This is a genomic window from Lysinibacillus sp. KCTC 33748, assembly GCF_002237755.1.
In the GTDB taxonomy this organism is placed as follows: Bacteria; Bacillota; Bacilli; order Bacillales_A; family Planococcaceae; genus Lysinibacillus.
In genome coordinates this window covers 1-16,529 of record NZ_MWSJ01000031.1, presented here as the reverse complement: position 1 = coordinate 16,529, position 16,529 = coordinate 1, and the positions used below count along the sequence as shown (strand labels likewise).

11 protein-coding genes and 1 rRNA gene are annotated in these 16,529 nt (G+C 38.4%); 9 read left to right on the top strand and 3 right to left on the bottom strand.

The window, feature by feature from the left end:
• The first annotated feature begins 451 nt into the window (after positions 1-451).
• Complete coding sequence (locus B1B04_RS23265; protein ID WP_079563726.1) at positions 452-961, top strand: sigma-70 family RNA polymerase sigma factor; 510 nt, start codon at positions 452-454, stop codon at positions 959-961.
• Positions 954-1,712, top strand: coding sequence for a hypothetical protein (locus B1B04_RS23260; protein ID WP_079563725.1), 759 nt, complete (start codon positions 954-956; stop codon positions 1,710-1,712). Before B1B04_RS23265 ends, B1B04_RS23260 begins: the two co-directional genes overlap by 8 nt.
• Positions 1,713-1,807: 95 nt before the next feature.
• On the opposite strand, the gene B1B04_RS23255 is transcribed toward B1B04_RS23260, so the two are convergent.
• The 3 genes from B1B04_RS23255 to B1B04_RS23245 form a co-directional block, all read right to left on the bottom strand.
• Positions 1,808-3,373, bottom strand: a complete 1,566-nt coding sequence (locus B1B04_RS23255; RefSeq protein WP_079563724.1) for an ABC-F family ATP-binding cassette domain-containing protein — start codon at positions 3,371-3,373, stop codon at positions 1,808-1,810.
• 40 nt (positions 3,374-3,413) lie between these two features.
• The gene (locus B1B04_RS23250; protein ID WP_079563723.1) at positions 3,414-3,599 is read right to left on the bottom strand and encodes an SE1832 family protein; all 186 of its coding nucleotides are present in this window, start codon (positions 3,597-3,599) and stop codon (positions 3,414-3,416) included.
• Positions 3,600-3,982: 383 nt separating this feature from the next.
• Entirely contained in the window at positions 3,983-5,029 is a 1,047-nt protein-coding gene (locus B1B04_RS23245; RefSeq protein ID WP_079563722.1) for a PseG/SpsG family protein, read from the bottom strand.
• Positions 5,030-5,298: 269 nt separating this feature from the next.
• Between B1B04_RS23245 and B1B04_RS23240 the strand changes: the two genes are divergently transcribed.
• The 7 genes from B1B04_RS23240 to B1B04_RS23210 all read left to right on the top strand — a co-directional run.
• Positions 5,299-6,144 (top strand): NAD(P)H-binding protein, encoded by an 846-nt coding sequence (locus tag B1B04_RS23240; protein WP_079563721.1) that lies wholly within the window; start codon positions 5,299-5,301, stop codon positions 6,142-6,144.
• Positions 6,145-6,539: 395 nt separating this feature from the next.
• Complete coding sequence (locus B1B04_RS23235; RefSeq protein WP_049667893.1) at positions 6,540-7,094, top strand: NADPH-dependent FMN reductase; 555 nt, start codon at positions 6,540-6,542, stop codon at positions 7,092-7,094.
• A gap of 119 nt (positions 7,095-7,213) precedes the next feature.
• Complete coding sequence (locus B1B04_RS23230; RefSeq protein WP_079563720.1) at positions 7,214-10,996, top strand: AAA domain-containing protein; 3,783 nt, start codon at positions 7,214-7,216, stop codon at positions 10,994-10,996.
• A 1-nt stretch (position 10,997) separates the two neighbouring features.
• Entirely contained in the window at positions 10,998-11,756 is a 759-nt protein-coding gene (locus tag B1B04_RS23225; protein ID WP_079563719.1) for a hypothetical protein, read from the top strand.
• Between the two features lie 424 nt (positions 11,757-12,180).
• The gene (locus tag B1B04_RS23220) at positions 12,181-13,254 is read left to right on the top strand and encodes a glycosyltransferase family 2 protein (RefSeq protein WP_079563718.1); all 1,074 of its coding nucleotides are present in this window, start codon (positions 12,181-12,183) and stop codon (positions 13,252-13,254) included.
• Positions 13,255-13,641: 387 nt separating this feature from the next.
• Positions 13,642-15,831 (top strand): DNA topoisomerase III, encoded by a 2,190-nt coding sequence (locus B1B04_RS23215; RefSeq protein ID WP_079563717.1) that lies wholly within the window; start codon positions 13,642-13,644, stop codon positions 15,829-15,831.
• A gap of 511 nt (positions 15,832-16,342) precedes the next feature.
• Positions 16,343-16,529: ribosomal RNA gene (locus B1B04_RS23210) — 16S ribosomal RNA — on the top strand; the annotation flags it as partial.

Here is a 16,529-nt window from a genome sequence, read left to right as displayed (position 1 = left end):
TCTTACTAGTAAGCTATATATAAATCAATATTTATTTTTAAAAATTTAACTAGAACTAACATTTTTTTTATTACACTAAAATATACGCGCAAAAGAGCGAAAAGTTTCGCAAATTATGCTTACAATGATGTAAGTTTTGCTAAGCCTTAATAATAGATGCTCATAGAATAAAGAGAGCAGTTTTAATAGAGAGAGAAATAGTCAGACTTATAGATAATAGATATATTGTTTATCCACTCATTATTATTATGATTGGATGCAGGTTTTTATGCATAGATTTATAAATTTTTTTGTTCTTTGGGTAGGGGCGAATTGCTCAAGTAGTAACAGCTCGAAAAGCGATTCAGGCTATTTTGTAAAAAAATCAAAAAAGCTTAAGCCAATTTGAACTTTCGATTGTCTATAAAGGTAGGACAAAAAGGAGAGAGGGGAAACTACAATTATACGATTAGTGAAAAAAGCTCAAAAAGGGAATGACGAAGCCTTTTTAACGCTTTTTCAGCAATATGAGGTAGAAATTTATCGAGTGGCTTATGTATATGTCAAAAACAAAGAAGATGCTTTAGACGTAGTTCAAGAAGTAGTATATCAATCATTTAAAAAGATAGATACATTGAACAACCCAGAATATTTTAAAACCTGGCTGATGAAAATTACGATGAACTGTGCAATCAATTTAATTAAAAAGAATAGTAAGGTTGTTTTAATAAGACCAGAATACGAGGAGTTTATTGAAACCGAAGAAGAAGATCTTCCTCTTACTTTATCATTACAAGACTTGATAGATGGTTTGGAGGTGGAAGAAAAAAGTGTCGTACTTTTAAGGTTTTATCAAAATCATACCTTTAAAGAAATTGCCGAGTTGTTAGATATGCCGTTAGGAACCGCAAAATCGGTTTTATATAGAGCTATAAAGAAACTTAGAAATAAATACTTTGAAGGAGATAGAGGTAATGAGTAATAAAATAAAACAAGAGGTTGAAAAAATTGATATCCCAAAAGAACTTCATAAGAGGAGTGCAATGGGCGTTTTAAAAGCGAAAAACGAAAGGCAAAGAAAAAGAAAAAATGTAAAAGGTATCGTTGTAGCTGCTGGTTTACTTGTATCTATTGGAATATTATCTTTGGTTAATCATGATTTTGTTCAAAATAGTACAACACCTGATTCTGATCGACATACGGTTGATGTCACCGAATCAGCAACGGACAGTATGCATACGGTTGATATTCAAGCTAATTATATTGGGTATGAAACGGCGGATAAGCTCAGCCAAGGTGCAGATATTATTCTCGTCGCATCTCCTATAGATGATTTTACTAACCGTGATCATCAATCGACGAAGTACGAAGACGGCACGCTCCAAGACTTCTATACGCTAACAAAACTAAACATCGAGCGTATAATTAAGCAACCTGAAGGAATAAACATTGGCTCACAAATGGAAGTGATTGAACCGGTTAGTATTATCACGGAAGCTGACAAACAACAAACAAAAGTTACGGTAGGTGGATATCGTGAGATGAAGCAAGGCAGACGCTATATCATGTTCCTGGGGAACAACGGCATGGGCGGCTATAGCATTATCAATATGAACAACGGTAAGTTCAACCTAGATGGCGGCGATGCACAGGACATTCCAACAAACACAGAAGAGAAAGCGTTCAAAGAAAGGCTGAAGAAAGATATTCTATTAAAATTCAACGTGAAATAATCCACTAAGCCCAGTATGAGTTTCAAGCAAAAAAAGAAGGCAGCTCCGAATGATCAAAAAAATCATACCGGAAGCGGCCCTCATTAATAATATTTTTAGTTTTGTTGTCCTGAAGTAAACCAGTCTTGGACATTCCAAACTTTTGTCGCTAAACCTTCATAGAAATCAGGTTCATGGCTTACTAATACGATTGTGCCTTTAAACTCTTTCATGGCACGCTTTAGTTCGTCTTTTGCATCGACATCCAAGTGGTTTGTCGGTTCGTCAAATAATAGCCAGTTTGCTTCATCCATCATAAGCTTACATAAACGTACCTTTGCTTGTTCACCACCAGATAAAGAATTAAGTGGGCGAGTAATATGATCCGTTTTTAGTCCTGCGCGTGCTAATGCTGCACGTACTTGTGCCTGCTCCATAGAAGGGAAGGCATTCCACACATCATCAATAGGTGTAATTTTTTCAGCTTTTACTTCTTGTTCGAAGTAAGATGGGTAAAGATAGTCACCGCGAAACACTTTTCCATCGAGCGGATTTATTTTGCCTAACATCGTTTTTAATAATGTTGATTTACCGACACCATTCATACCGACTAGAGCGATTTTTTCCCCACGTTCAATAGCGAATGTAAGTGGAGGAAGTAACGGCTTGTCCTTGTCGTATCCAATGACTAAGTTTTCAGCCTCTACTACATAACGACCAGAAGAACGTGCCTCTTTAAAACCAAATTCAGGCTTTACAGCTGTTTCAGGACGGTCTATACGCTCCAAGCGGTCAAGCTGCTTGGAGCGAGATTTTGCACGACCAGTAGTTGAGTAGCGAGCTTTATTTTTCGCAATAAAATCTTCTTGTTTTTTAATGAATTCCTGTTGTTTTTCATAAGCATCGATATGCTGACGTTTATTGATTTCAGCAAGCTCTAAAAACTTTTCATAAGTCGCAGTATAGCGAGTTAATTTTGAAAATTCTAGTTGGAAGATAACATCCACCGTTTCATTCATAAACTCTGTATCATGCGAAATTAATAAGAAAGCGTGTGGATAGTTCTTTAAATAGTTTTTCAACCATGTAATATGCTCTTCATCAAGATAGTTCGTCGGCTCATCTAGTAATAATACTTTTGGTTTTTCAAGTAATAGCTTAGCTAGTAAAACTTTTGTACGTTGACCACCGGAAAGAGCAGCAACGTCACGGTCCAAGCCGATTGCGTCAAGACCAAGACCACGCGCAACCTCATCAATCTTCATATCAAGAGAATAGAAATCACCTGCATCCAGAGCATCTTGCACCTCAGCCATTTGCTCTAGTAATTCTTCCAATTCTTCAGGTGTTGCTTCAGCCATTTTCCCTGTAATTTCATTAAGCTCTTCTTCTTTTTTATATAAAGGAAGGAAAGCGTCACGTAATGCATCACGCATAGTGCGGCCAGCTGTCAATACAGTGTGCTGATCTAAATAGCCGTAATGTGTTCCTGGAAGCCATTCAACTTTACCAGTATCATGGATTGCTTGACCCGTAATGATGCCCATTAATGTTGACTTACCAACACCGTTTGCACCTACTAGACCAATATGATCTCCTTCAACTAGACGAAAAGAGACATCTTTAAAAAGCGTGCGGTCACCGAATGAATGACCTAAATTTTCAACTGTTAATATAGCCATATATGTTCCTCCGAGGGTAGCGGCTCATGACCGCTAGATATTAAAGTGCTGCTAATTGTTTATTTAACTCTGCAAGTGTTGCTTCCATATTTGCAAGGCGTTGCTCTGCTTTTGCCACTTGATCATTATGACCTGTAGATTCAAGCTTCTCAATGTCACCTTGTAAATTCATATAATCCATTTTTAGCTCTCTAATTTGATATTCAATATCACTTTTTGATGGCATGATGATTGCTCCTTTTTGTGTATATTTTGTATAGAGAATGCGTATCAATTATGCCTCGGCATAATTGTGTCCGGAATCGGCTTTGTGCTTAGGCCTGCACGATGCAGGTCAGTTAGCCGTTATCGCATGGATGCGATGGTTTTAGGCTAACATCCCCTAAGAACTCCTTTTCGATTCCGTGACATCCGCCGGAGGCTTTAACTTCTTGGGTGTCCAAACACCCGCTGAAAGAAGTTAAAGCGATGGAGGTTTTTTTATCCCCCACCGCTTATTAGTTACTATCAATCGGGTACTTATGATGCTTGAATCCACTTCTTGTAATGAAAGAAAAACGAAAGTGAAAAATTCTTCTATATTGTATCATATCCACCTTCAAAGAATCACTAAGTAGAAGCGATATTATGTCGATCGTAAGCGAAATCTAAAAGTAAGGACTGTAGTGCTTCATTGTTACTTGCAAGATTGAGCTGTCGTTGTTTTTTAACAGCCCGTTCACTTCGAGCCTCATGTAATAAAAATTCCATGACAGCGTTTTGAATTTGTGATTGTTTCATTTTGCGACCAAGTCCAAGGTGAATAAAGCCATTATGTTCGCGAGGGAAGGCATGTAATAATTCAGCCTCAGTTTGTGCAAGTGTAATACAAGGTACTCCATAAGAGGCGATCTTATAAGGTGTATAGTTAGCATTACAAATAATAACATCTGCTTTTGGTAATAGTTTTAGGAGTGCGTTTTTATCACGAAGAATGGCAGTGTTACGACGACTAAGTACCATCATTTGCAAATCATCTGTTGCATGTCGATAGCTATCATCTATCATCACTGTAATTTGTAGTGGGATTTGTAGCTGCGTTAAGTGTCGAAGAGTACGGTAGGTTAAGTTATGCTCGTCCCCATCCTCAAAAGCAACAACGATATGAGGTGGATTTTCGGGTATTTTATTGTCTGGTCGATCCTCAAAATTTTGATAAGCTTCTGGTAATACAAAATTGAAGCTTCCACCAATATAATGAGAGGGTAAATAATCTTTAACTTCTTGATAGAGTGCTAGCAATACACAGTCACAGGCTTGACCACCCTCACCTAAATCATCAAAATGGATGATTGATTTGCAGAACGGTCGTAAATTTTGTACTTGCCAGCTTTCAGAGTTACGGCCATCTCTTACAATTAAATCAGGCTGAATACCTTTCATTTGCTTGGGTAGCTCATCAAAATGTTCAAATAAAATAGGCGAGAGATTGTCATTCATTAAAATCTGAATCCCATCATTTGAAGGGGTCTTTACAAATATGAAAACTTGTTCATTTGCAAGTAGCTTTGTCAGCGTTGCAACCCGTTCAAAAGGATACAGCCCTTTATCAATACAGCTTTCAATAATGAAGACAATCGTCTTTTTTAGTTCCATTGGTTGAGTTTCGTTTTGCAAATGTATCCCATCCTTTCATCCGTCTATTTAAATTATGGTGAATGATGGGCAAGTATGTGTAAAAAATTAGGATTAGATAAATTATAGCTCTAAATAGTTTTTCAAACTTCTACAAATTAAATGAGTAAGAGCTCCTTTTTTGACCGATAAAGAAAGTAGAGTTTGCGGGAAAATACATATAGGATTGTTTTAGTTTTTTAGCAAAAATAGAAGCTTTGTTCCGGCAATATGGTTTCTGGAGCAACTGAGCTTAGAAGGGGGTACAACTAATGGGAATGCGCGCAGCAATTGTTGTAGGGGCTACTGGATTAACAGGTACCTCTCTTGTAGAACAATTATGTGAAAATGATGAATATGTTTCAGTTATGGTAATTGCACGAAGAGCGCCGGCATTTACGCATCCAAAGCTAGAAGTGAAAATTCGTAATTTAGATACTTTAGAGGAAAAAGATCTCGAATTTGCACATGAGCTTTATTGTTGTTTAGGAACAACAAAAAAAAAGGCAGGATCTCGTGAGCAATTTGAGAAAGTTGATTTTGAATATCCACTAACGATTGCCTCGTTAGCCAAAAAACGAGGAATCCCACATATGCTAGTTATTACAGCAATGGGGGCAAATGAAAAATCTCCATTTTACTATAATCGAGTAAAAGGAAAGCTTGAACACGATCTTATGGAGCTAGGCTTACAAAGACTTTCTATTATCCGCCCATCTTTATTGGTTGGAGAGAGAGAAGAGTTTCGCTTAGGTGAAAAGGCGGGAGAGAAGGTTTTAAAGTTAGCAAAACCACTATTAGTGGGACCATTAAAGCGTTCAAGAGCTATAGAAGCTTCCCAAGTTGCGAAGGCAATGATCGTTATTGCATTGTACGGCGATAAACAGCCGGTTACCATTTATCCATCACAGGAATTGGCTCAATTAGATTTTCCCGAAACGCAGAATGAGGACGTTTCAAGAGAAAATTTATTTAATTGGGAGAAACGCAAATTATCGAGTATCAGCGCTGGAGGAGATAAAGTAAATCAAGAAGTCGTGATTAATCGAGATAAATATAAAATAGAGGAAACAGTTGTAGATAAAGAGGTAAATTTCCAACATCGTAGGGATAAATAAAGGTGAATACCTGCGGGAGCAAGGCGAATACCCGCGGAAGCAGAGCGAATACCCGCCAGTAGCGAAGCGAAGCGGCTCATCGGACGCCCTAAGGAAGCTTTGCTCTGTTCAAAAACGAAGCGACAGCAACAACAAATGTTTTCTGCAGCGAAAGCAAAGTGGCAGCTACGAAGCGCCCGGTCGGAGCGGAAATCAACCCCACGTTATGAGCCAAATATTATTTTAATAACAAGTAATCGCCATACCATTGTCTTTATTCCTAAGCGATATTTCTTGTGTAGACCACATTCCGCCTAAAGACTGAATTTAAGGTTTTAACTACTACAAATCTTTTCGTGCCTCTTTTCATTTGTTACAATATTATTGTAGAAGATGAATGTGGAGGCAAAAAGAAAATGAAAATTTTACTCGTTGATGGCACGATGTTTGGTCGTAAAACTGGTGCTATTTTAGAGCAAGTGGAGCAATATATTAAAGAATTAGATGCTAGTTTCGAATTAGAAATTATGCATTTTAGTCAATATAAGCATCAAATTGTAGATGGTTCACCGTTAAATGATGATATGAAGGAAATGATTCAAAAGTTTGAGGAAGCGGATGCATATATTATCGCTACACCGATTTTCCAAGCATCGATTCCGGGCGTTTTGAAAAATGCATTTGATTTCTTGCATCCAAAAACAATGCGCTATAAGCCAGTATCTATCGTGGCTAATGGTGGCACATATCAACACCATTTAGTAGTGGAAAATCAGCTAAAGCCAATTTTAGACTACTTCCGTGCACTTGTGACTCCGAACTATGTATACACACACACATCTCATTTTGATGCGGATAATAATATTGTAGACGAAGATGTTCATAATCGTTTACGTGAATTGGCTCGTGTTTTTGTGCAATATTGTGAAATGAGCAAAACATTGCCGAAAGAACCGATTGATCAACATTAATAAGATCTTTATCCCTTGTGCGGTGGAAGGAAATCACTGTGCAGGGGATTTTTCTTTTCAAGTATCCTCTTGCGATGTGATAAAATATAATTTTAGTGAATCGGAAGGGAGGGCTGCTCATGCAGGACATCGCTGTACTAGAAAAACAACGCTGTAATCTCATATTGACGAATAAGGCGAAGGAAGCGGTAGAGGAATGCTCAGCAAATGAGCATGCCTTTTTTGCCTTGCAAAAAGGATTTACCGTCTATATCGAAAAGCGTAAAGCTAAAACAATTGGTGAGACGTTTTTATCGATTTATTTTAATGCAGAGCAAAATGAAAAGTTAACGGACGTCCTTGCTGAGAAAACAGCCATTATGGATTGTGTGCTAAAGGCTGAAGGGTTGCTAGCTACAAATCTACGCTTTGTACATATGCGAGGCCCCATCAATACAAATCGTCGCTTACCAGCGGCATTACAATTTGTCACAAGACCTAATAATGGAGCAGGGATTCCGCTTGATCTTCATACAAAAATAAGACAACTACCTATAGCCGAGGAGCGCACAGAATATGTGAAAAAGCGTATCTCGAGCTGGGAAGGCTTTTTAAAAATTCAAGAACGTGATGCGACAGTTGATGACATTCATACAGAATTTAAACAAAGCTATTTTAATGAAGATTTTTCTAGGCTTACTATAGTCTGCCCTTATATAAAATCGAAGGAATGGAAGAAACTTGAAGGGTTAAGTGTGAACATTCAAGGAGTACGCGGTGAAATTGGACAAGTATTAAAGTCTAATGCAGGGAAGCAGACAATAGAAATTGACTTAAAGCCTTTTGTGCAAGATTTAGCACGTAAAGGTCAGCTTAACCTTCGTTCGAAGCAAGCGAGCTTTAGTAATTTTGCGACATTGAGTCAAATTAGACGATTACGCAATGGTTTTACAAAGCTAGAAAAAGGCGAGGCCGTTAACCCTAATTTAGAGACTATACTATTTGAAAAGCGTCCCACAGTTCGAACATCCAAGCTACGAGAAGATGTTGATTTTCACAATAATTTAAACGAATATCAGCGACGAGCTGTTTTAGGCGCGTTGTCTGTAGAAGATTTGTTTGTCATTCAAGGACCTCCTGGCACAGGGAAAACAACCGTTATTTCTGAAATTTGTCAGCAAAATGTGAAGGCTGGTTTAAAAACACTTGTAGCTTCACAATCAAATTTAGCTGTAGATAATGCCTTAGGACGACTTCTTTCCAATCAAGAAATTCGAATTTTACGCTATGGTAGAACGGAAAGCATTGAAGAAGAAGGTAAAAAATTTATTGAGGAAAATGTTGCGCTTCAGTGGCGTGAGCAAACTCTCGCAGCAATAGAAGAGGAAATCATAGCCTTTACAGAACGTGAACAGGAACTAAAATCTAGTATTACCAAGGCTGAAGAAGAGCTAGAAAAGCTTGAGGCATGGCTTGAGGAGATTACAAAGGAAATAGCTGCAAAAGAACAGGCCGCAATTGACGAGCCCATTTTACAGCAAGAAATACAAGCGTTAAAAAAAGAGTTAAAGGCTGCAAAAACCGAGCAGCAGGAGAACGAGGCACATAAAGAGCATTACGGAAAACAGCTGGCGCAAATCGAACCTGCTGTAAAAACGCTTGAGCAGACTCTTGCAGAAAGTCCGTCTATCGAGCAACTGAAGCTTACTATAGAAGAAACTACTCAAAAGATGGAGCAATTGGAAGCAGCTGCTCAATTTAAGGAGCTACAAGAGCAAAAGCAGCATCTAGCAGTGCAGTTCAAAGATATCCAATTGAAATATGAAGAGGAAAATAATCGCCTTCGATTAATGAAGGAAGCCGAAAAATACATCAGTAATTTAACATCTTATGAGCGAATCGAACGATTTTTACAGCACTATCAAATTCGCCCGTCTTATGTGCTGTCACAGCAAATAAGTCGTTTACAGCATTTAGAGGATGCTAAAGATTTAGACGCATGGGCAACTATCAATTCACGTCTACAAAAGGCGATCGCAAAGCTTGAGGCGTTAGTATCGGATGAAGAAAAAGAACGTGCCCTTGCTAAAAGCAAATTGCAGCCTGTTCAATCGTTTTCGTTGCAAAATCTAACAGGTGTTTTTGCCCAGCTTAATACAGCCTTTCAAAATGATCAAACACCATCTACCGAGCAACTTGAGAGTTTCTTGCTCGGTTTATATATGCGTCGAGATTTTGTTTGGCAAAAAGGTGTAGCGCTGAAACAACAACAAGACCATAAAAATCAGGAATTTGAGTCCTTACGTAAAGGTATTGGTGGCTTAATACATCAAGAATGTGCGATTACAAGCTTTGACGTTCAAAGCATACAGCGACAATTGCAGCCGTATTTACAGCATACAGAACGACTTCAGCAACTAGCTGAGACATTTCAAATGGATACTGAACCAGAAGAGTCTGTAGAGCATTTGAAAATACTTGTATCGCAAGAGAAATCTTCTCTTCAAACAACACGTCAACAGCTGGAGGCAGTCGAGCAGGCTAATACACAGCTCCTACCAAAGAAAGCGGCACTTCAAACAGCGCAGACTAGCTTACAAGAGATTGAACAGCAACTCACACAAGTAGAGGAAAATATAAAAGAAATTAATATAGCTGGGTTAAAGAAAGAGAAGCAGCTCACAGCTTGCACGAAACTCCTACAGTCAACACCGGAGCGCACTTCTGAGGAGGTAGAGGAAGCAATTGCATCCTCCGAAGTAGCGATAGAGGAATTACAGCGCAAGGAGAAGCAGCTTCCTCTTCGAAAAAAATTACAAGAGCAATGGCGTGACAAGCTGCAAAACGCTACTGAATATGATTTAGATGAAATTCGAAAATTATATGTGCGTCACGCGAATGTGATCGGTACAACATGTGTGGCTTCAGCAAGCAAGGAATTTATGGAGAACTATCCGACATTTGATGTTGTCATTATTGATGAAGTATCAAAGGCCACGCCACCAGAGCTATTATTGCCAATGCTGAAAGGTAAGAAAATTATATTAGTGGGCGATCATCATCAGCTACCTCCATTACTTGGAGATGATACGTTGGAAGAAACATTAAAGGCGATGCTCGATGAAAATCCAAACTTTGACGGCGCGCAAGAATTAAAAAATTTGCTGCGTGAATCGCTGTTTGAACGTTTATTTAATAACTTACCGCAAACGCATAAGCAAATGCTGGCATTGCAGTACCGAATGCATGAGAAAATTATGCATAGTATTACACCGTTTTACGCGAAAGAGGAAAATGGCTTGCAATGTGGTTTACCAGATTCAGATGCAGCGCGAGACCATTGCTTAGAGGGACAATTTGTTAGCCGAGATGATCATTTGCTATGGGTCGATATTCCGACCGAAAAACCTTATTTAGAGGAGCAGGTAAAGGGCGGAACGAGTCGTTATAATGAAGGTGAATTACAAACTATTCGACGCATTTTAACTGATTTGAATAAGGCTGTTATCGAAGCTAAAGCAGCCGGACGCATGCCTCAAGATGCACAAAAAAGCGTTGGAGTTATTAGCTTCTACGGGGAGCAAGTAAAGAAAATTAATCGCCTTCTGCAACAGGAATTACAGCTACCACACCTTCATATTAGAACCGGGACAGTCGATAAGTTCCAAGGTATGGAGATGGACGTCATATTAGTAAGTATGGTGCGTAATACACCTAAAGGGGGAGACGTTGGCTTTGCAAAAGATTACCGACGCTTAAACGTTGCCTTATCTCGTGCCCGTGAGCTATTACTACTTGTCGGAAGTGCTGAAATGTTTACTAAACGTGCGAAGCATCAAGATACACGAGAGATGTACAGCAATCTGTTAGATACAGTGAAATCCTATAACGGCATGCGTAATCATGAAGGACAGGTGATGTAGATTGTCAAAACTGCAGCAGCGCTTAATGCGTGAACTTCAGCAAAATCGAAATATTAAAATCGTCAAAACCGATGAATGGTGCATCCCGATTCGAACAGTAGAAGTAACCTATGAGCCCGTTCGTCGTTCCACTATGGATGTCTTGATGACTATGCTGTTAATCAGCATACAGGAAGCAGATTTTGCAAGTGCGCAAGATTTAAGTGAGTTATTGCTCGTCGATCCATTATTTCTTGAGGATTTAGTATCATTAATGTCTCGAGTAAGTCTGATTGAGCAAGAGGAAGGCTTCTATCGATTAACATCTAAAGGACAGCAGCAACTGGAACGTGGCATCTTCGAGGAGGAGCTAGATGAAGAAATGGCTAACCTTTACTATAGCCCATGCCATCTTGCATTTCTTGCTGTCGATGAGGGCAATATCGAAGAATATGATGATCTACCAGAGCTCTATCGTTATGTGGATGAAGAGGCCGAGAAGCAGGAACAATTCGACGAAGCTATGTTAATAGAAGCGTTACAGCAAGAGGATGGCGAAGAAGCTGGCGTTGGAGCTTCACAAAAAATAGTTTCAAAAATTGTGCAAACCGACGCTAAACAAATTAATGATAGCCCATGCCTCGAATTTGTCCTTCACGATAAAGAACAAGATATTATGTTCGTTCGTGTATGGAATGCGTTGTTAAATCAATGGGATCCACACCTAGAACAACAGCTCACAGAAAAAGAACAACTAGAGTGGCGTAAGAAGTACTTATAAAACAAAAACGAACGTGTAAAGCGTTCGTTTTTTGCTTTTCATAGTGATGGAAAAATGGTCAAGGATATCTTTGTGATATTGTCTAAAAGATCCACGCTATGTGAAGTGGTTGATCTTCGTTACGACTGGGCGACTCCTTGGGGATCAGCGATATAGAGGAACGAAGGCTAAAAACATCACGTCCTGTGATAACCCCTTAGTGACCAACCTCGTGTTGGCCCGAGATCCTGGAGCGAAGCGGATGTTTTCTGTGCGACAGCTACAAAGCGCCCAGTCGGAACGGAAATCAACCCCTCGTTTTGCCGAGAAGTCATACTCTTTTTAGGTGAATGGCGATAAATTCAAAAAGTAAGGCGATAAAATGGTAAAAGACCTCTATAAATTTTTAAGCTCGCATATATTATTACAAAAAAGGAGGGGAACGATGTTTACGATTAGTTTATGTATGATTGTCAAAAACGAAGAATGTATTATTGAAAGATGCTTAGATTCCGTTCAACATCTAGTGGATGAAATCAATATTATTGATACAGGCTCAACTGATCGTACAAAAGATATCGTCCGAAGCTATACCTCTCGAATTTTCGACTTTACCTGGTGTGATGACTTTGCTAAAGCCCGTAACTTTTCCTTTCAGCAAGCTACGAAAGATTTTATTTTATGGCTCGATGCAGATGACGTAATCACAACAGAGCATCAGCGAAAATTTCTACAACTTAAGCAATCGCTCTATCATCCTAACGTCGATGCTGTTTCCATGGATTATTATGTAACGCTCGATGCAGATGGTTGTGTAGAATCAAGTGAAAAAAGATTGCGTCTCGTAAAACGTGCACGTAATTTTCAGTGGCAGGGTGCCGTCCATGAGTATTTAGATGTAACAGGCCAGCTCTATCATAGCGATATAGCCGTTACGCATTTACCAAGAAAAAGTGATATTCATCGCAATATTACTATTTATGAGCGTTTAAAGAAAGACGGGCACCCATTTTCAGCTAGAGAAACATTTCATTACGCAAATGAACTAAAATTGCATCAACGATTTTTAGAAGCGATCAATCACTATAATAGTTTCCTTGATTCTGCAAAAGGTACTGCTGACGAACATATCGAAGCTTGCTTAAATTTAGCGGATTGCTATCAACAGCTAAATGATACAAAACAAGCAACACAAGCTGTATTACAATCATTGTTATATGATCGACCAAGACCAGAAACATGCTGTCGAATCGGTCATTTTTTTATGGAACAAATGAAAAATAAAGAGGCTATTTACTGGTATTCACAAGCATTACAACAGCCTAAAGAACAAACGATGGGCATTCAAAAGCATGCTTATTCCATATGGCTTCCGCATTTCCAGTTAAGCTTGTTATACAATCGCTTGCGTCTCTTTGAAAATGCACATCAGCATAATGAGGTAGCACGTAAATATAAGCCAAAAGATCAGCGCATACTAGATAATAGAACATACCTGTTAACTCAGTTAAAGAAGTAAGACCGTCATGGGAAGGGAACATCAATAAAATTAATATATATACCGTAACCAATTAACATTGATACAAAAACAACGATCGTCATAAAAATCACATTCCGAGGTCTGAAAGTTCGAGCATCCATTCATTCATCCCCTTTCGATTTCGTGAACATTCTGTTAACTCAACATATGTTTTGAGAGTTTGAGTATGCAGTTCGTCGTAAACATTTTTTTGAAGCATAGAAAAAGCAAACTCACAATTAGCGTGGATTTGCTTTTTTAACTTTTTCAGCGGATGTTCAAACACCAGCGACTATGATTGACATTAAGTAGATGGCTCTAAAGCAATTGCTGCCCCGAACTTATGGTATATTAGACATTACATAGTTAGTAAAGGAGTACGAATATATGGTTAAAAGTGTAGTTATTGCTGAAAAACCTTCAGTTGCACGTGATATAGCAAATGTCTTGAAATGTAATAAAAAAGGGAATGGATTTTTAGAAGGTGACAAATATATAGTTACTTGGGCATTAGGGCATTTAGTAACATTAGCCGATCCAGAAGCCTACGATAATAAATATAAATCGTGGAATTTAGAAGATCTTCCGATGTTGCCAGAACGAATGAAGCTAGTCGTTATGAAGCAAACGGGTAAGCAATATAATGCGGTCAAATCACAGTTAACTCGTAATGATGTAAATGAAATCATTGTCGCTACTGATGCTGGGCGTGAAGGTGAATTAGTTGCTCGATGGATTATTGACAAAGCAAATGTGAAAAAGCCAATTAAACGTTTATGGATTTCATCTGTCACAGATAAAGCGATTAAAGAAGGATTTGCCAATTTAAAACCGGGTAAAAACTACGATAATTTATATGCTGCTGCAGTTGCCCGTTCTGAAGCGGATTGGTATATCGGTTTAAACGCGACACGTGCTTTAACGACAAGATTTAATGCGCAGCTAAATTGTGGCCGTGTTCAAACGCCAACAGTTGCAATTATTGCTGCACGCGAAGATGAAATTAAAAACTTCAAACCACAAACGTATTACGGTATTGAAGCGCAAACAGATTCATTAAAGCTTACATGGCAAGATGCAAATGGTAATTCACGTAGCTTCAATAAAGAGAAAGTTGACGCTATTATTAAAGGACTAGGCAATCAAGATGCAAAAATAGCTTCGGTTGATCGCAAGCCTAAAAAATCATTTGCCCCAGGTCTTTATGATCTAACAGAATTACAGCGAGATGCCAATAAATTATTTGGTTTTTCTGCAAAAGAAACATTAAATATTATGCAAAAGCTATATGAATCTCATAAAGTGTTGACATACCCTCGTACAGATTCTCGCTACTTATCATCTGATATTGTCGGCACATTACCTGAGCGTCTAAAAGCATGTGGTATCGGTGAATATCGTACATTCGCGAATAAAATCTTAACAAAGCCGATTAAAGCGAATAAATCATTTGTAGATGATAGTAAAGTATCTGATCACCATGCCATTATTCCAACTGAGGGCTATGTGAACTTTTCTGCGTTCAATGATAAAGAGCGTAAAATTTATGATTTAGTAGTAAAACGATTTTTAGCTGTATTATTCCCAGCACAAGAATATGAGCAATTAACTGTACAAGCTCAAATTGGTCATGAGAAATTTATTGCCAAAGGGAAAACAGTTATAAAAGTTGGCTGGAAAGAAGTATATCAAAATCGTTTTGATGATGAGGAATCGACGGATGATGTTAAAGAGCAATTACTTCCTCGTTTAGAACAAGGCCAAGTGTTAAAGACAAAGCTAATTGCCCAAACATCTGGTCAAACAAAGCCACCAGCACGTTTTACAGAGGCAACATTACTGTCGGCTATGGAAAATCCTACGAAGTATATGGAAACGAACGATAAGAAGCTTGTGGATACATTGAAATCGACTGGTGGATTAGGCACAGTCGCAACACGTGCAGACATTATTGAAAAGCTATTTAATTCATTCTTAATCGAAAAGCGTGGCGGCAAAGAAATTTACATTACATCCAAAGGTCGTCAGTTACTTGACTTAGTGCCTGAAAAATTACGTTCTCCTGCGACAACAGCCGAGTGGGAGCAAAAGCTTGAGCTCATTTCAAAAGGGAAGTTGAAAAAAGACGTGTTCATCAATGAAATGAAAAAGCACACGCAAGAAATAGTTGCTGAAATTAAAGGGAGCGATAAAAAGTACAAGCATGACAATATTTCAACAAAGTCCTGTCCGGATTGTGGCAAGCCAATGCTTGAAGTCAACGGTAAAAAAGGTAAAATGCTTGTCTGCCAAGATCGTGAATGTGGTCATCGTAAAAACGTATCACGTGTTACAAACGCACGATGCCTGCAATGTAAGAAAAAACTAGAGCTTCGTGGTGAAGGTGATGGTCAAATCTTCGTATGTAAATGTGGTTATCGTGAAAAATTATCTGCATTTGAAGCCCGTCGTAAAAAAGAAGGTGGCGGCAAAGTAGATAAACGTAGCGTGCAAAAATACATGAAGCAGCAAGAAAAAGAAGCTGAACCGATTAATAATGCGTTCGCAGATTTATTAAAAGGGATGAAGTTTGATTAGCAGTATAAGATAGATTGTTATTTAAGTGGTTGAGACAAAGCTTTAGTTAAATAATAGGCAGCCCGGAAAATTTTACGGACAGTAAAATTTTCTGGGCTTTATATACTTGGACCAATAAAAAGAAAGGAAAATGGTTGTGTTCTAGCTTTTCTTGTTAAATTTTTTGAAGTGCTATTAAATAGGAAGTTTCTTAATGAAATAAAAACTTTTAATTTTTTTGAGAAAAAGTGTTGACCTTTTTAGATTAAGAGAGTAATATTATACAAGTCGTTAAGATAACTACTGAAAACAACATCTACATTAAATAAATTAGTTGTTGACAGCGAGTTTACGACATGATATTATATAAAAGTTGCTGCTGAGAAAACAGCAACACAATGAACCTTGAAAACTGAACAAGCAAAACGTAATCAATAAAGTTTTCAGTAGCTAACCTTGAGTTAGTGAACGAAACAAAATTTTGGACATCAAACATGATGCCAGCAAAACAATTTGAGCTAATCAAATTTCTTTTATGGAGAGTTTGATCCTGGCTCAGGACGAACGCTGGCGGCGTGCCTAATACATGCAAGTCGAGCGAACAGAGAAGGAGCTTGCTCCTTTGACGTTAGCGGCGGACGGGTGAGTAACACGTGGGCAACCTACCTTATAGTTTGGGATAACTCCGGGAAACCGGGGCTAATACCGAATAATCTATT